At 34.5% G+C, this 17533-nt stretch carries 16 protein-coding genes and 1 tRNA gene; 7 read left to right on the top strand and 10 right to left on the bottom strand.

The genetic code is table 11. From position 1 onward, the window contains the following. The first annotated feature begins 106 nt into the window (after positions 1-106). Positions 107-751, top strand: coding sequence for an adenylate kinase (gene adk / locus EV697_RS05525; protein ID WP_132023498.1), 645 nt, complete (start codon positions 107-109; stop codon positions 749-751). 129 nt (positions 752-880) lie between these two features. Here the strand turns inward: adk and EV697_RS05520 are convergent. Then, a tRNA-Met gene (locus EV697_RS05520) sits at positions 881-957 on the bottom strand. A 251-nt stretch (positions 958-1208) separates the two neighbouring features. On the opposite strand from EV697_RS05520, the gene mltA reads away from it, so the two are divergent. The 3 genes from mltA (at position 1209) to znuA (ending at position 4324) form a co-directional block, all read left to right on the top strand. Beyond that, a complete protein-coding gene (gene mltA / locus EV697_RS05515) occupies positions 1209-2309 on the top strand; it encodes a murein transglycosylase A (RefSeq protein ID WP_132023496.1) in 1101 nt (366 codons plus the stop codon). Further along, on the top strand, positions 2309-3079 hold the full coding sequence (tcdA, locus tag EV697_RS05510) for a tRNA cyclic N6-threonylcarbamoyladenosine(37) synthase TcdA (protein ID WP_132023494.1): 771 nt from the start codon (positions 2309-2311) through the stop codon (positions 3077-3079). The genes mltA and tcdA overlap by 1 nt, the downstream gene beginning before the upstream one ends. A 93-nt stretch (positions 3080-3172) precedes the next feature. Then, positions 3173-4324 (top strand): zinc ABC transporter substrate-binding protein ZnuA, encoded by a 1152-nt coding sequence (znuA, locus tag EV697_RS05505; RefSeq protein WP_132023492.1) that lies wholly within the window; start codon positions 3173-3175, stop codon positions 4322-4324. A 72-nt stretch (positions 4325-4396) separates the two neighbouring features. Here znuA and xerD read toward each other — a convergent pair whose 3' ends face one another. Genes xerD through proC form a run of 3 tightly spaced genes read right to left on the bottom strand, consistent with a single transcriptional unit; the run spans position 4397 to position 7276 of the window. Beyond that, positions 4397-5290 (bottom strand): site-specific tyrosine recombinase XerD, encoded by an 894-nt coding sequence (gene xerD, locus EV697_RS05500; RefSeq protein ID WP_132023490.1) that lies wholly within the window; start codon positions 5288-5290, stop codon positions 4397-4399. Further along, positions 5280-6452, bottom strand: a complete 1173-nt coding sequence (locus EV697_RS05495) for a 3-phenylpropionate MFS transporter (RefSeq protein ID WP_132023488.1) — start codon at positions 6450-6452, stop codon at positions 5280-5282. Before EV697_RS05495 ends, xerD begins: the two co-directional genes overlap by 11 nt. Beyond that, positions 6452-7276, bottom strand: a complete 825-nt coding sequence (gene proC / locus EV697_RS05490) for a pyrroline-5-carboxylate reductase (RefSeq protein WP_132023486.1) — start codon at positions 7274-7276, stop codon at positions 6452-6454. Before proC ends, EV697_RS05495 begins: the two co-directional genes overlap by 1 nt. Positions 7277-7354: 78 nt before the next feature. Between proC and rdgC the strand changes: the two genes are divergently transcribed. Beyond that, positions 7355-8263: a recombination-associated protein RdgC gene (gene rdgC, locus EV697_RS05485; RefSeq protein WP_132023484.1), complete on the top strand. Its 909-nt coding sequence runs from the start codon at positions 7355-7357 to the stop codon at positions 8261-8263. A gap of 76 nt (positions 8264-8339) precedes the next feature. Here rdgC and EV697_RS05480 read toward each other — a convergent pair whose 3' ends face one another. From EV697_RS05480 to epmB, 3 genes are all read right to left on the bottom strand, one after another. After that, a complete protein-coding gene (locus EV697_RS05480) occupies positions 8340-8738 on the bottom strand; it encodes an MliC family protein (protein ID WP_165906473.1) in 399 nt (132 codons plus the stop codon). Between the two features lie 37 nt (positions 8739-8775). Continuing rightward, complete coding sequence (locus EV697_RS05475; protein WP_132023480.1) at positions 8776-10005, bottom strand: LysM-like peptidoglycan-binding domain-containing protein; 1230 nt, start codon at positions 10003-10005, stop codon at positions 8776-8778. A 94-nt stretch (positions 10006-10099) separates the two neighbouring features. After that, positions 10100-11113 carry an EF-P beta-lysylation protein EpmB gene (gene epmB, locus EV697_RS05470; protein ID WP_132023478.1) on the bottom strand — a complete coding sequence of 338 codons (1014 nt, stop codon included), beginning with the start codon at positions 11111-11113 and terminating at the stop codon, positions 10100-10102. Positions 11114-11148: 35 nt separating this feature from the next. Between epmB and efp the strand changes: the two genes are divergently transcribed. Then, a complete protein-coding gene (gene efp / locus EV697_RS05465; protein ID WP_132023477.1) occupies positions 11149-11715 on the top strand; it encodes an elongation factor P in 567 nt (188 codons plus the stop codon). Between the two features lie 54 nt (positions 11716-11769). Here efp and EV697_RS05460 read toward each other — a convergent pair whose 3' ends face one another. Both EV697_RS05460 and prfC read right to left on the bottom strand, forming a co-directional pair. Further along, positions 11770-13308 carry a pentapeptide repeat-containing protein gene (locus tag EV697_RS05460; RefSeq protein WP_132023475.1) on the bottom strand — a complete coding sequence of 513 codons (1539 nt, stop codon included), beginning with the start codon at positions 13306-13308 and terminating at the stop codon, positions 11770-11772. Positions 13309-13377: 69 nt separating this feature from the next. Then, a complete protein-coding gene (prfC, locus tag EV697_RS05455; protein ID WP_132023473.1) occupies positions 13378-14967 on the bottom strand; it encodes a peptide chain release factor 3 in 1590 nt (529 codons plus the stop codon). A gap of 189 nt (positions 14968-15156) precedes the next feature. Between prfC and EV697_RS05450 the strand changes: the two genes are divergently transcribed. Further along, positions 15157-16017 carry a phosphoribosylaminoimidazolesuccinocarboxamide synthase gene (locus tag EV697_RS05450; protein ID WP_132023471.1) on the top strand — a complete coding sequence of 287 codons (861 nt, stop codon included), beginning with the start codon at positions 15157-15159 and terminating at the stop codon, positions 16015-16017. Between the two features lie 93 nt (positions 16018-16110). Here the strand turns inward: EV697_RS05450 and gorA are convergent, their stop codons facing one another. Next, complete coding sequence (gorA, locus tag EV697_RS05445) at positions 16111-17466, bottom strand: glutathione-disulfide reductase (RefSeq protein ID WP_132023469.1); 1356 nt, start codon at positions 17464-17466, stop codon at positions 16111-16113. Between the last annotated feature and the right edge of the window lie 67 nt (positions 17467-17533).

Here is a 17533-nt window from a genome sequence, read left to right as displayed (position 1 = left end):
GATATCACATTTAAAAATACGCTACTTGAATTTGTATATTAATCAAGGTATTGTATTGCGGTTTTTTATTATTTTATTTAGTTTTTTATTTAATTTAGAGGTAAAAATGAAAATTATTCTTTTAGGCGCACCAGGTGCAGGAAAAGGTACACAAGCTCAGTTTATTATGAATAAGTTTGGTATTCCCCAAATCTCAACAGGTGATATGCTTCGTACTGCGATTAAAGCTGGTACTGATTTAGGTAAACAAGCAAAAACATTAATGGACGCAGGGCAACTTGTACCAGATGATTTAATTATTGCATTAGTTAAAAATCGTGTGGCGCAATACGATTGTGAAAATGGTTTTTTACTTGATGGTTTCCCTCGTACAATTCCGCAAGCTGACGCATTAAAAGCAGTTGGTATTGATATTGATTATGTGCTTGAATTTGATGTACCTGATGAAGTCATTGTTGAACGTATGAGTGGGCGTCGTGTACATCAACCTTCAGGACGTACTTATCATGTGGTTTATAATCCACCAAAAGTGGAAGGTAAAGATGATGTTACAGGTGAAGATCTGATTATTCGTGCAGACGATAAGCCTGAAACAGTACTAGATCGTTTAAAAGTTTATCATAATACAACAAAACCTTTGGTTGATTACTATCAAGCTGAAGCTAAGCAAGGTAATACAAAATATTTCCGTTTAGATGGAACGAAAAAAGTCGAAGAAGTGAGCCAAGAGTTAGATAATATTCTAAGCTAAATTTTATAAGGATACTAAAATAGCATAATCAGATAAATGAATTATGCTATTTTTTTATTTTAAAAGAGCTAGAGGTTTTACCTATAAAAAATCCCTAACTGATATTCTCAATTAGGGATTTATAAAATCTGGTTGCGGGGGCTGGATTTGAACCAACGACCTTCGGGTTATGAGCCCGACGAGCTACCAAGCTGCTCCACCCCGCGTCTGTGAGTTGCACACTATACTCGTATTAATAATTTATGCAAGTAAAAAAATAATAAAAAAAGTTGTTTGTTATAAAATTGACCGTTATGCTATTTTTTTATCCTTTATTTGTGTTTTATGTGTTAATTCTATTTGGGGTGTATTTTCTTTTATTCATTTAACTAATTTTCATAAAAAGTACTATATATTTATGATTTTTTTTGTTAGTTTAGGTTCCTTTAATTTTAAGTGGTTTATTTAGGAATCAATAATGCATTTTTTGACGAAAAGAATATCAATAATTAACTTCGTGGTTCTGGTGTTTAGTTTACTCTTTACTTCTTGCTCATCTGATATAAAAAAAACTAGTTCTCAATCTAGTGGTACTGAAAATTTTGGTGCTAAGTTTGCAGGACGGAGTTATCAAACTCAGGATTTTTTACTCGTTAATGATGTGGAAAATCAAAGTGCGGTAATAAATCAAGGTGATTTTTTAACACAACTTTCAAATGTTCAACAATATTCGAGTCGTTTGACAAACAGATTTTCACACACTTATAGCAAAATTACTAATTGGGTGTTATCTGGTGCCAATGTTAATGAGTTAGTGAATTATGGCATTCAGCCAAATGTTATGAAAGGATATGATGGCTATCAAAATGTATTAATGACGGGATATTATTCTCCTGTTATTCATGCTAAAAGATTCCCTGATAGACGATATAATCAACCTATTTATGCTATGCCACGTCATAAACGTTATAGCCGAGCACAGATTTATGCAGGAGCATTAAAAGGACAAGGATTAGAATTAGCATATAGTGATTCAATGATAGATAATTTTCTGCTTGGCGTACAAGGTAGTGGTTATGTTGATTTTGGAGATGGTCATTTGAATTATTTTGCTTATGCGGGACAAAATGGGCAAAGTTATGTTTCTGTTGGTCGCTTGTTGGTGGAAGATGGCGAAATACCTAAAGAAAAAATGTCGATTCAAGCAATTAAAGAATGGGCAAAAGCAAATCCATCTCGTTTACAAGGGTTATTAGAACGTAATCCTTCTTATGTTTTCTTTAAAAATGATCCAAAAGGGAAAGTAAGAGGGGCGGCAGGTGTTCCTCTTATTCCTATGGCAGCGATTGCGGCGGATAAAAATGTTATTCCTTCTGGCTCAATCGTATTGGTTGAAGTACCACAAATGGATAATCAAGGAAATTGGACAGGAGAACATCAATTACATTTAATGATTGCGTTAGATGTAGGTGGTGCAGTAAATGGGCATCATTTTGACCTTTATCGAGGAATAGGTGATGAAGCAGGGCATATAGCAGGATTATCTAAACATTATGGTAGAGTGTGGTTATTAAAATAATGGAACGTATTGATAATTATGAACAGCGTTTTGGGGGAATCGGTCGTTTATACGGTTCTCTTGAGCTTGATATTTTAAGACAATCTCATATTTGTGTAATTGGTATTGGTGGCGTAGGATCTTGGGTTGTTGAAGCTCTTGCTCGCTCAGGAATTGGTAATATTACAATGATTGATATGGATGATATTTGTGTTACGAATATTAATCGCCAAATTCATTCTCTCAGTGGTAATATCGGCAAGCTTAAAACGGAAGCAATGCAGGAGCGAGTCGCTTTAATTAATCCAGAATGCAATGTTCAGATCATTGATGATTTTATTTCACCAGAGAATATTAGTCAGTACATTACAGATAGTTATGATTATGTTATTGATGCTATTGATAATGTCAGAACAAAGGCAGCGTTAATTGCGTATTGTAAAAGAAATAAAATAAAGATCATTATGGTAGGTGGTGCTGGCGGGCAGACAGATCCGAGTCAAATTAAAATTACGGATTTAAGTAAGACGATACAAGATCCTTTAGCCGCTAAAGTGCGGTCTATTTTGCGTAAAGAATACCATTTTAGTCAAAATATTAAACGTAAATTTGGTATTGATTGTGTGTTTTCTACTCAACCATTGATTTTTCCTAAAATACAAGGGGATTGTAATATTTCCGCAACAATGAATTGTGCCAATGGATTTGGCGCTGCAACAATGATTACAGCTACTTTTGGCTTTTTTGCCGTGTCCAGAGTTATCGATAAGTTACTTAAAAAAGAGAATTAGAATAGATTTGTATTGAATAAAATCTAGAATTTTTATTTTAATGGGTATAATCTATTACGACTTTTCTTGAGAATTATTAATTGGGAGTAAATTATGATTTCAAAAATAAATTTTAAAAAGGCTGCTATTGCGACAGCCATTCTTTCATTATCTGCTGGAGCGAGTGCCTCTGTTTTGACATCGATTAAGCCACTAGGTTTTATTAGTGCTGCGATTGCTGATGGCGTAACTGATACACAAATATTGGTTCCTGAAGGTGCTTCCCCACATGATTACAGCTTGAAACCATCAGATATTCAAAAAATAAAGTCAGCAGAATTAGTGGTTTGGATTGGTGAAGATGTGGATATGTTTTTGGATTCAACATTAGATAACAATGTTTCGTCAGAAAAACTAGTAACTATTTCTAAAATATCTGATATTGACGATAGTATGTTAATTAAAGGACATCACCACCACCATCATCATGGTGAAGGTATGGAAGAAGACCATGACCACGAACATGGTGCAAAACATGAGGAACATGATCATGAACATGGTGCAAAACACGAAGAGCATGACCATGACCACGAACATGGTGCAAAACATGAGGAACATGATCATGAACATGGTGCAAAACACGAAGAGCATGACCATGACCACGAACATGGTGCAAAACACGAAGAGCACGATCATGACCACGAACATGGTGCGAAACATGAAGAACATGAGCATGAAGGGCATGACCATCATGGCATTAACTGGCATATTTGGACTTCTGCAGATATTAGTACCTTAGTGGCAAAAGATATTGCTAAAAAATTAACCGTGTTATATCCAAATAAAAAAGAACGCATTGAGAAAAATTTAACTGAATTCAAGCGTACTTTAGATAAGAAAAATGCGAAACTTAAAAAAGAGCTAGCAAAGGTTAATGATAAAGGTTTCTATGTATTCCACGATGCTTATGGCTATTTCAATAATGCCTATGGTTTAAAACAAGTGGGATATTTCACAATTAATCCATTAACACCACCTGGAGCAAAGACCATTGCTCATATCAAAGAAGAGATCGAAGAACATAAGGTACAATGTTTATTTGCTGAACCACAATTTACGCCTAAAGTAATTGAATCCCTAAGTCAAGCAACGGGAGTTAAAGTTGGCCGTTTAGATCCGTTGGGAACAAATATTCGATTAGGTAAACATTCTTATGTTAAGTTCTTACAATCAATGGCTGATAGCTATATTGATTGTTTGAAATAAGCATAAAGTTATAAAAAAATTCAACCCCTAAAGTAATTTAGGGGTTATTTTTTGTGTCAATTCCAACAGTATTTATCCTCTCGGATGATACTTTTCATGTAATAATTTTAATCGTTCTTTTGCTACATGAGTATAAATTTGAGTAGTAGAAAGGTCGCTGTGTCCTAGTAGCATTTGAACGACTCGAAGATCGGCACCGTGATTAACTAAGTGGGTAGCAAAGGCATGGCGTAATACGTGAGGAGAGAGAGCATTACTATCAATTTCAGCAAGAATGGCATAATGTTTCACTCTATGCCAAAATGTTTGTCTAGTCATTTGATTGCCTCGACGACTTGGAAATACCACATCAGAACTCTGTCCATTTAATAATACAGGGCGTCCATAGAGAATAAATTGACGTAGCCAATAAGTTGCTTCTTCTCCTATTGGCACAATACGCTCTTTATTTCCCTTGCCGATAACTCGAATGACACCTTGGTTTATATTAAAGCTATCAATGGTTAGTGATACCAGTTCAGTTACTCGCAAACCTGTGGCATAAAGTAGTTCGAGCATCGCTTTATCTCGTAACTCTAAAGGATCTTCTACATTTGGCGTATTCAGTAGTGCATTGACTTGTTGTTCAGTTAAATATTTAGGCAACCTACTTGGTAATTTTGGGGAGCTTAATGCTGCACTAGGATCATCTTTACAATAATTTTCTCTGTACAAATATTGAAAAAAATGTCGTAAAGTACTTAACATTCTTGCTGAGCTACTTGCTTTATATCCTTGTTCTAAACGTTCTCCTAGAAAAGTTTGTAAATCAACAGTATCTAAGGTTTCAAAAGTTAACTTCTTGGTTAATAACCAATTTGATACTGTTGTTAAATCTAAACGATAAGATTGAATAGTATTTTCTGATAATCCTTTTTCTAACCAAAGTTCATTTAAGAACAAATCAATAAGCACATTATCCTTCATAATTTATTTGCCTAATGACCGTTGTTTTAATTTGCTTAGGAATGAAAATGATCGCAAATAATGCTAATGCTGACATCGTCATAAATGCATAATAGGCTGAAATTGGGTATATTTTACTTGCAACAATCGTTAATAATGCGATTGAGGCTGATCCTGCGATTGCACTGTATAAACCTTGTAATTTAGCAATATGAGATAGGGGTTGCGTAGAAATATAACGAATCATTGTATAATGGCTTAAAGCAAAGGTTAAACAGTGCATTATTTGGATAATAATGATAAACCAGATCTCTTGAGCATAAGTAAATAATCCCCAGCGTAAACTTGTGGCGATAGCAGCTAAATAAAGTAATCCTGTTATTTGCCAATGCTTAAATAGCTTGGTAGAAAAAAAGAAAAAGACCACTTCAGCAACAACACTTAATCCCCATAACAAACTGGTCATTTCTACTGGAATGCCGACTTTTTCCCAATAAATAATACTGTAAGTATAATAAACAGCGTGAGATCCTTGAATTAATGAAATTGCAATTAATAGCTTGATTGTTAAATTATTTTTTAATAATGCTTTAAAAGTTATTGATTTTTGATCCGCACTTTCTGGTGGATCTAGTGGTAAGATACTTGGCGAAGTCATTTGAGCGATTGAATAAATCAATAAAAGCACAGCAATAATCCAGCTAATATATTCTTTACCAATAATCCCTGTTAAGTAACCAAAAACGCTTACTCCGACTACAAAGGCAATGGAGCCGATTAAGCGTACTCTGCCATAGTCTAATGAAATTTGTTGTTGCCACGTGTTTGCTAAGGCATCGCCTAAAGGGGTACCAGCTGCATTGAGCATAGAAAAAATCCAAATACCAATACAAAGTAGCCAAAAGTTTTCAGCAAAAAGGCTAATGGCTACCATTGTGAAACAGCTTGCCCAAGCAAGATAGCGTAATGAACTTAGTAGTTGTGAGGCTCGTTTAATTAACGATGAGAAAAATATTCCACCAATAAAACGGAACAAATAGGAAGAGGCAAAAATTAAACCAATCGTTTCTTCTGGGTAGGATTGTGATTTTAGCCATACAGGAAAGAGTGGCATAAAAACGCCAAAGCTACAATAATAACCAAAGAAGCTTATCGCAAGCCAATTAAAAGGTGAAAGTTTCATTAAAGATCTTTTTCCATTTCTTGAGAACGTTGTACACAGGCACTCATTGCTGAGCGAACCATTTCTTGTAAATTTTGTTGATTAAATATCGCTAATGCTGCAGCGGTTGTTCCACCTTTAGAGGTAACATTTTCACGTAACTGGCTAATTGAAACATTAGGATTTTCTTTAACCATTTGAGCTGCACCTAGTGCAGATTGTTGTACCAGTAAACGTGCGGTACTTTTATCAATATTCATTTCAACAAGTGCTTGTTGCATAGCCTCCATAAATAAGAAAAAGTAAGCAGGACTGCTACCAGAACCAGCGGTAATGCTGTGCATATCCTGTTCGTTATCAACCCAACAAGTTTTTCCTACCGCATTTAATAAACTTTCTGCGAAATATTTAAATTTATCAGTAACATTTTCGGGAGCATATAATCCAGCCATACCTTGAGAAACAAGTGCTGGAGTATTTGGCATTATTCTTATAATATTTTTTGCTGTTGGCAACAAGGCTTGTATTCTTGCAACAGAAATACCTGCTGCAATAGAAATGACTAATTTATTTGAAAAATCAATCTCACTTTTTTCAGTAAATGGCTGACAAACATCAGTTAATACTTGTGGTTTAACGGCGAATAGCACTACTTCCGCAGATTGAACGCTGGTCATATTATCATTGGAAACATTAACCCTTTTTTGTGAAAATAAATCACGTTTTTGTTGATTAGGATCACAAACCGTAATTTTCTCTGCGGGATAGCCTTTATTCAGCAAGCCAAAAACAATAGCTTGTGCCATATTTCCGCCACCAATAAAAGTAATTAATTTATGTTGCATTATTTTCTCTCAAATTACGTTACAATAACGATGAATTATTAATGTTATATTTTACCTGAATCACAATAAGGATCTACTATGTTTTGGTTTAAAAACGCAATGATTTATCGTTTGACAAAAGAATTAGATTGGTCAAATGATAAATTACAAGAGCAACTATTATCTTGTGAATTTGTTCCTTGTCAGCAATCGGAAATGAGCAAATTTGGGTGGATCAATCCATTAAGAGAATCAGAATTATTGCATTTTTCTGTGGCTAAACAAATTTTACTTGTTGCACAAAAAGAAGATAAAATTTTACCTGCTCAAGTAATCAAACGTGAATTAGAGCAAAGAATTAATGAATTAGAAGAAAAAGAAAATAGAAAACTAAAAAAAATTGAAAAGCAAGCATTAAAAGATGATGTGATTTCTGTTTTATTACCGCGAGCCTTTAGTAAAAGTCAACAAACGGCGATGTGGATTGATACAGAGCAACAGCTTATTTATATTGATGCGGCTTCTGCTAAACGAGCAGAAGATTGCTTAGCATTGTTAAGGAAATCCTTAGGATCTTTGCCCGTTGTTCCTCTTATGTTTGCCAATGAGCCTATAACAGTAATGAGTGATTGGATAGCTAATGATAATGCACCACAATGGTTAATTATAGGTGAAGAGGCTGAATTAAAAGGGAGTAATGATGCCGCTGTTATTCGCTGTAAGAAACAAGATCTTGAAGCAGAAGAAGTTTTGTCTTTATTGAATGCGGGAAAATATGTTAGCCAATTAGCATTAGAATGGGAAGAAAATCTTACTTTTCTATTGAATGAAGATTGCACCTTAAAACGCCTTAAGTTTGCTGATGAAATTCGTGAAAAAAATGATGATATTTTGAAAGAAGATTATGCTCAACGTTTTGATGCCGATTTTATTTTGATGACAGCTACGTTGTCCAAATTAACAGAAAATTTGTTAGATGATTTTGGTGGTGAAAAAGAGCGATTGTAATTTTTACTAGTATTATTCAAGAAAAAGCCCATTTATTTGTTAATAATAAATGGGCTTTTTATATCATTTTCAATATCTATTCTTGTCGAATACAGTTCTCTGCTAAAATATCGCCAACAGAGGTACTCAATACACTGTAATTACTTCTTTCATACCAATGCCAATGAATATTGGTATAAGTTTTACCAACTTCTGAAATGTTCTGTATCAATTTTTGAGTTCGTCCATTAAAGGTCAGGGAAATTGATTTTAATTTTGTTTTTTCATTTTTAATAATTTTTGTTATTTTTATATCTTTATTATCTTTGCAAAGATAACGGATTGCGGTTTGTTGCAACCGTTTTTTGTTGTAGTTATCTACATCATTCACTTTGCTTAAGGTATTATCAGATTTTTGGACTATATTGGATACCATTTGTTGACTACAAGCATTCAACATAATACAAAAAATAACAAACACTATTTTTTTAAACATAAACCCTTTTCCCATAATAAGATATTTTTATATGATCTTATTTTTTCAGCGTATAAGTACCGTCGTTTTGTCTAATAAAACGTGCACCATTTTGAAGTGTTAATTCAGAAACACGTCCTTGACTATTGACGGAAACTTTAACGTTATCACCTGACTTAAAGCTATTTAGTATATTATTTGCACCTTTTGCTTTTGTCATCGCATTCACATCTGAAATATTTAGATTATTTTCACGGAAAATTTGCATTAGTGATTTTCCTTTTTCAATAGTTAATGTTTTTGAATTTTTTGTGTTATTTGTTGTAGTTGATTTTTGTTCCTTATTTTTTACTGTATCCGCTTTGCTTTTACTTGCTTGTACTGGTTTTGCCGTATTGCTTGCCAGCTTATTCACCAATTTTTGCATTTCTTGTTGCTGTTGTTTTGATGGCGTTGATTTTGTGGTTTCAACTGTTGTTGCTCTATTGGATAATGTTGTCTCTTCTACTTTTGGTGATTTTTCTTGTGTATTCGTTACTACTGGCTCAGTGACTGCTTTTGCGGTATCTGTTGTTTGAGCCTGTTGTACGGGTTCATTGACCACTTGCTGTGGTGATGTTCTATCATCAATGTGAGTTTTTGAGATCGCCTCATTTTTTTCTGCTTCGTTTTTTTCGCCTTCAGAGGTCGCTGTATTTTCTTGTGCTATCTCGGATTGCTCTTCTTTTGATGATGAATTTAAGGTATCTAAAATTGTTGGTTCCATTGGTTGATTTTCATCTAATGATTGGAACTGTGTAGGTATTTCTCTTGATGTTTTTTGTTCAAAGGATTGAACTGTATCGCTATTTGGTTTTAACCAAGAGATGATTAATAATATTATTATCGCTAAAAGTAATACAAGGAAGATTCGGCGATATTTTGTTGGCAACATTTGTAACACTGCCCATTTTTCTGGATTTTTTAAGTTTTGAGTCATTGGTTTTTCGATGTTTTCGCTTTCAATTATATTTTGATTACTGGTTTCTTGCATATTAGCAGATACTGGTGCAACCGCTTCTTCTTGCGTAGTCGAATGTTGATTGTCTTTTTTACCAAAAGCTGAAACCATATTTTTTGCTTTGTTTAAAATAGAGGTACTTTCAGCAATTGGTTTTTTAGGAATAACAGGGTCCATTTGGCTAAACTCAAGATCAAGTTCATTTTGTTTTGGTTGTGTATTTTCAGCTGTATTTTGCTCTGACTGTATTTTTAATTTATTTTCTAAATTGTTATGTTCTGTTGTCACGTTGATACCTTAAATTTTTCTATTTTAAAAAATAAACACTTTAAAAAAGTGCGACAATAATCATCCCTATTCTAAAGGATATTTCTATTTTTTCCTATGCCGAATATAAAGTTTTATTCTTTTCGCCAGCGATTTCTCTAGCTAATTTCGGCACGAGATAACCAGAAGTGATACTTTGTAATTCTTTGTAAATTTTTATCGCCTGATCATCTTCAATATAAAAATGGCTTGCCCCCTCAACTTTATCAAATAAATGCAAATAATAGGGCAAAATACCAATCGTAAATAATTTATCACTTAAATTTTTAAGCACTTGAGCATTATCATTGATTGCTTTTAACATCACAGATTGATTTAATAAGGTTACATTCGCATTTTTTAATTTTTTCATTGCCATTGCTAGTTTATCATCAATTTCATTTGGGTGATTAATATGCGTAACCAAGATAACTTGAAAGCGTGAATCATTAAAAAGTGAACATAATTGTTCCGTTATCCTTTGTGGAATAACAATCGGCAAACGACTGTGAATTCTTAAGCGTTGTAAGTGCGGTATATTTTCTAAGGATTTTAATAACCAAGCCAACTCATTATCTTTTGCCATTAAAGGATCACCACCAGAAAATATTACTTCCTCAATTTCGCTATGTTGAGCAATATAGTCTAATGCTTGCTTCCAATTCTCTTTATTTCCTTTATTTTCAGCATAAGGAAAGTGGCGGCGAAAGCAATAACGACAATTAATGGCACAACTGTTTTTAATCATAAATAACAGACGATTATGATATTTATGCAAAATATTTGGAGCAGGGGTATGCTGTTCTTGTAGCGGATCTTTGGTAAAACCTTCTCGTAATAAAAATTCTTCTTGTAAGGTCATTACTTGTAAGAATAGGGGATCGTTAGCGTTACCTTTTTCCATTTTTTCCACAAAAGGCATCGGTACACGCATCGCAAATAATTTACGAGCTTGAATTGCTTGCTCAAAGGGAGCAATAGGTAATTTAAGGACATTAAGTAATTGTTTTGGATCAGAAATTGCATTGGCAAGATAATCTGTCCAATTTTGTTCTTCTCTAATGGGGAGGTTTTGGGTTAAAATACTCACTTTTAAAACAATCTCTTTTATTATTTGAGGATAATATGGCTACATATACTACCAGTGATTTCAAACCGGGTCTAAAATTTATGCAAGACGGCGAGCCTTGCGTTATTGTTGAAAATGAATTTGTTAAACCTGGAAAAGGTCAAGCTTTTACTCGTACTCGTATTCGTAAATTAATTTCCGGTAAAGTATTAGATGTAAACTTTAAATCAGGGACTTCTGTTGAAGCAGCTGATGTAATGGATTTAAATTTAACTTACTCATACAAAGATGACGCATTCTTCTATTTTATGCACCCAGAAACATTTGAGCAATATTCAGCGGATCAAAAAGCGGTTGGCGATGCAGAAAAATGGTTATTAGACCAAGCTGATTGTATCGTAACCCTATGGAATGGTAGCCCTATCGCAATCACCCCACCAAACTTCGTAGAATTAGAAATTGTTGACACTGATCCAGGTGTGAAAGGGGATACCGCAGGTACAGGTGGTAAACCAGCAACATTAAGCACAGGTGCAGTTGTTCGTGTACCTTTATTTGTACAAATCGGCGAAGTCATCAAAGTTGATACTCGCTCAGGCGAATATGTTTCTCGTGTGAAATAATTTATACATTTTTTATATAGAAAAAGCCTAGAATATTCTAGGCTTATTTTTTGTTTAATTTTCTGTTTTTTGTTTAAATTTCTCAACAATTTCTGGTGGTAAACCAATAGCCTTATCAAGATTTTGTGCTCCAGTAAAATCAACAGTTTCTAGATGTTCAGCATTAGTAAAATTAGTCCCTTCTAAATTGGAATTGTGAAATTTAGCTTCTTGGAGGTTAGCCCCTTGAAAGTCAGCCCTTTGAAGCTTAGCCCATTGAAGGTCTATCTCTATAAGGTAAGCTTCTTGTAGGTCAGCCTCTTGAAGGTCTGCCCCTTGAAGGTCTGCTCCTTGAAGTTCAGCCCATCGAAGTTCAGCCTTTTTAAGGCTAGCTTGTTGGAGTTTAGCCATTTGAAGGTCTGCCCCTTGAAGTTTAGCCCCTTGAAGGCTAGCTTGTTGAAGTTTAGCCCCTTGAAGTTTAGCCCATCGAAGTTCAGCCCCTTGAAGTTCAGCCATTTGAAGGTCTGCCCCTTGAAGTTCAGCCCCTTGAAGTTCAGCCCCTTGAAGTTCAGCCCCTTGAAGTTCAGCCCCTTGAAGGCTAGCTTGTTGAAGTTTAGCCCCTTGAAGTTTAGCCCCTTGAAGTTTAGCTCCTTGAAGATTTGCCCCTTGAAGATTTGCCCCTTGAAGATTTGCCCCTTGAAGATTAGCACCTATTAAATTTATACCTGAATAATCAGCTCTAGTTTGAAATAAATTTAATACTTTTTCATCTAACCCTGATAAATGAAAATCCATACCAGCAAGCACTAAATTAGGGAAAACCTCTTTATGTTCCAATAAACATAATTCTTGTTTTTGATTTAGAGAAAGTAATACTCTTGTAATAGCAATTCCTAATGGAGATTTTGCATTTTGTTGTATTTTAGATATTATTTTCTTATAGTTACCAATCTTATCTACTAAATTTCCTTTCCCTAATTTTTCTAAGTTCTCTAATTCTTTTTGTTGCAAAGATAACCAAGCCGAGGTTAATAAATTTAAAGCAGGTTTTTTAAAACTTTCGCCATGTTCACCACGATAAAAAGGTAGTAAGTTATAAACCGCAGAGATTTGTAGTCCAACAGCACCGTCTTTTTTACTGTATGTTGGAATGGATAGATTTTGTGGTACATTGGTATATTCTCGAATTGTTTCTATATCATCGTTTTGATTAATAGATTTTTCAATGATTTTATCTTCGATTAAATGAGCACCACTAACCCATTCAGCAAGTTTTTGAAATTCTTTTAAATTGGTATCTTTACGGGCATTTTCAATTTGTTGTATAGCATTTTGATCACGGAAGTGCCAAATAGTAAAAGCAATAGGAGAAGATATAATTAATGTTATAAGAGTCCAAAAACCATTTAACTTTTTTACTTCTCCTAAGCAAAATGTAACAAATATGAGAATTAATACCATTATGATGAACGATGCTATTGCTGAATATATAACCGCAAGAGGTCTATTTTCTTTCAACGTTTTAGTTTTTTCTGTTATATAATTTGTAATATCCTTGATTTTCTTTTTTATGATAGGCTTAATAATCTCAATTTTTTCTTTTATATTAATCATAATAATTCCCCTTATTAATTAAATCTATCAAGAAAATTGCTTAGCCCCAAAATAATAGGGGCTTGCTTTTTAATGTTCCCTTGTTTTAAAGAAAGTCACCTCTGGATAACGTTCTTGAGCTAGGTTGAGATTTACCATTGTTGGTGCGATATAGGTAAGATTATCGCCACCGTCTAGTGCGAGATGTTGTTCATTTTTGCGTTTAAATTCTTCAAATTTTTTCACATCTGCGGATTCTACCCAGCGAGCGGTGGATACATTGACGTTTTCATAAATAGCTTCTACGTTATATTCAGTTTTTAAGCGAGCGACGACCACATCAAACTGTAATACCCCTACCGCTCCCACAATTAAATCATTATTGATTAATGGACGGAAAACTTGTACTGCACCTTCTTCTGAAAGTTGTACTAAGCCTTTGAGTAATTGTTTTTGTTTGAGTGGATCTTTTAGGCGAATACGGCGGAATAATTCCGGGGCAAAGTTCGGTATGCCTGTGAATTTTAAATCTTCCCCTTGTGTGAAAGTATCGCCGATTTGGATTGTACCGTGATTGTGTAGCCCGATAATATCGCCTGCATAGGCTTCTTCTGCGTGGCTACGATCTCCCGCCATAAAGGTGAGGGCATCGGCAATCACTACATCTTTGCCTAAACGAACGTGGCGGAGTTTCATTCCTTTTTCATATTTTCCTGAAACGACACGCATAAAGGCAACACGATCTCGGTGTTTTGGATCCATATTTGCTTGAATTTTAAATACAAAACCTGTTAATTTTTCTTCCGCACTTTCCACTAAGCGATTATCTGCTTGACGAGCTTGTGGTGTTGGTGCCCATTGAGTTAATCCATCAAGGAAATGATCTACACCAAAATTACCAAGTGCTGTCCCAAAGAACACAGGCGTTAAATCGCCACTTAAAAAAGCATCAAGCTCAAATTCATTGGAAGCACCTTGCACGAGTTCTAATTCATCTCGTAATTGTTGAGCAAGGTCTTCACCTACTGCCTTATCCAATTCAGGATTATCTAAGCCTTTAATCACATTTACTTCTTGAATTGTATGTCCTTGCCCTGTTTTATATAAGTAGGTTTCGTCTTTGTATAAATGATAAACCCCTTTAAATAATTTACCGCAACCAATCGGCCAAGTAATAGGAGCACAATGGATTTGAAGTACGCTTTCTACTTCATCTAATAATTCCATTGGATCACGAATATCACGGTCTAATTTATTCATAAAAGTAAGAATTGGGGTATCACGCAAGCGAGTTACTTCCATTAATTTAATGGTACGATCTTCAACCCCTTTAGCACTATCAATTACCATTAAGCAACTATCTACCGCTGTTAAGGTACGATAAGTATCTTCGGAGAAGTCTTCGTGTCCTGGGGTATCTAATAGGTTCACTAGGCAATCATTATAAGGGAATTGCATTACAGAAGTTGTAATGGAAATACCACGTTCTTTTTCCATTTCCATCCAGTCTGATTTAGCGTGCTGTGCTGAACCTTTCCCTTTTACTGAACCGGCTTTTTGAATTGCTTGTCCGTAAAGCAATACTTTTTCTGTGATTGTGGTTTTACCAGCATCTGGGTGAGAGATAATCGCAAAGGTGCGACGTTTACTAACTTGTTGTGGGTAATCGTTTAAAGACATTATGTTATTTTTTATATGGTTAATTAATCAAAATGGGCTATATTGTCGCTTATCTTAGGGGTATTCTCAATCTTTTATTTCTTTCCCTAGCAATATTTTTTATTAAAAAATAGCAATCGTTTGCTTAAAAATACTAAAAAGTGCGGTACAATATCCTGTAATTTTCATATCAAGAAAAGGTGCAATATAATGACACAACTTAGTTTAAAAAAAATTTATTCAGGTAAGGTTCGTGATTTATACGAAATTGATGATAAACGTATGCTAATGGTGGCAACCGATCGTTTATCTGCATTTGATGTGATCTTAGATGATCCTATTCCTCGCAAAGGGGAAATTTTAACGCAGATTTCTAATTTTTGGTTTAACAAATTGGCACATATTATGCCAAATCATTTTACGGGCGATGCGGTATATGATGTGTTACCAAAAGAAGAAGCGGATTTAGTAAAAAATAGAGCGGTGGTATGTAAGCGTTTAACACCAATTAAAATTGAGTCGATTGTGCGTGGTTATTTAACGGGTAGTGGTTTAAAAGATTATAAAAAAACAGGCACTATTTGTGGTTTAGAATTACCAAAAGGGTTAGTGGAAGCGAGTAAATTACCAGAGCCGATTTTTACACCATCAAGCAAAGAAGAAGTGGGTAACCACGATATTAATATTAGTTATGCTGAATGTGAAAAATTAATTGGTGCAGATTTAGCTGCACAAGTTAAAGAAAAAGCTATCGCACTTTATACCGCTGCTGCAGAATATGCATTAACAAAAGGCATTATTATTTGTGATACAAAATTTGAATTTGGTTTAGATGAAAATGGCACATTAACCTTAATGGACGAAGTGCTTACGCCAGACTCAAGCCGTTTTTGGTTAGCGGAAACTTATCAAGAGGGGATTAATCCTCCGTCATTTGATAAACAATTTATTCGTGATTGGCTAGAAAATAGTGGTTGGAATAAAGAGCCACCAGCACCAGCAGTTCCAGCTGATATTATTCAAAAAACCGTAGATAAATATCAAGAAGCTTTAGATTTATTAACTAAATAAACTAAAAGTGCGGTCAATATTTTATAAGTTTTAATAAAAAAAATAAGCAGATATAAAAATATCTGCTTATTTTGTTTTGATCGAATTTAACGCTTAACGCATTGTTACAAATTCTTCTGAGCCGGTTGGGTGGATTGCTACTGTATTATCAAAATCAGCTTTTGTCGCGCCCATTTTGATTGCTACCGCAAATCCTTGAATCATTTCATCAACACCAAAACCAATACCGTGTAATCCAACCACTTTTTCTTCTTTGCCTGCACAAATTAATTTCATTCGACAAGGTTGACGATAGCTGGTGATAGCACTATACATCGGTGTAAATGAAGATTTATATACTTTGATATTTTCTTCACCATATTGCTCAATAGCTTTTTGTTCTGTTAAGCCAATTGTGCCAATTGGTGGGTGGCTGAATACTACTGTTGGTACTAGATTGTAATCTAAGTGTTCTTCTGGTTTATTATTAAATAAACGTTCTGATAAACGGCGACCTGCTGCAACTGCAACTGGAGTAAGTTCTATACCACCTTCGATAATATCGCCAACTGCATAAATACCGTCCACATTGGTATTTTGGTATTTATCCACTTTGATAAAGCCACGTTCATTGGTTGCAACACCAGTTACTTCTAAATTGATCACATCGGTTGCTGGTTCACGACCAATCGCCCAAATTAATGTATCAACATCTTGTGTTCTGCCATCTTGTAATTTTAAAGTTAATGAACCATCAGCATTTTTAATTACTTCTTCAGGTAGGGCTTTGGTATGTAAATTAATGCCATCTTGTTTAAACACTTCTAATAATGTTTCAACAATCATTGGGTCGAAATTGCGTAATGGTGCGTGTTGTCTAACAAATAAATGGGTTTCAACACCAAAACTATTCATTACTCCTGCAATTTCAACGGCAATATAGCCAGCACCAACAATAGCAACGCGTTTAGGTAATGCTTTTAATTCAAAAAAACCATTAGAATCAATACCATATTCTGCCCCTTTAATATTTGGACGTGTTGGGCGACCACCAGTTGCAATAAGAATATGATCGGCGGTAATTTGCTCACCGTTGACTTCAACCGTATTTTTATTTACAAATTTAGCAAAACCATTAATCACATCAATATTGTTTTTCGCTAATACATTGTTGTAAGAAGTATGAATACGGCTAATATAGGCTTGACGATTTTCAATTAGCTTTTCAAAATCAAATTTGTTTACTGATAGATCAAAACCGTAATCTGCTGCGTAATGATGAACCGCTTCAGCTACTTGTGCGCCATACCACATTGCTTTTTTCGGTACACAACCAACATTTACACAAGTACCGCCTAAATGTTTTGCTTCGATAATGGCACATTTTTTACCATAAGTTGCTGCTCGGTTAATCGAGGCAATGCCACCGCTACCACCACCGATAGCTAAATAATCATAATGTTTTGTCATAATGTAGTCCTTATTATAAATTTTAAGATTGCTGTTATTCTGCATTTATTTCAATGATAAATCAAAA

It is taken from the genome of Bisgaardia hudsonensis (assembly GCF_004345785.1).
GTDB classification, from domain to species: domain Bacteria; phylum Pseudomonadota; class Gammaproteobacteria; order Enterobacterales; family Pasteurellaceae; genus Bisgaardia; species Bisgaardia hudsonensis.
This window is presented reverse-complemented; position numbering and strand designations above follow the sequence as displayed.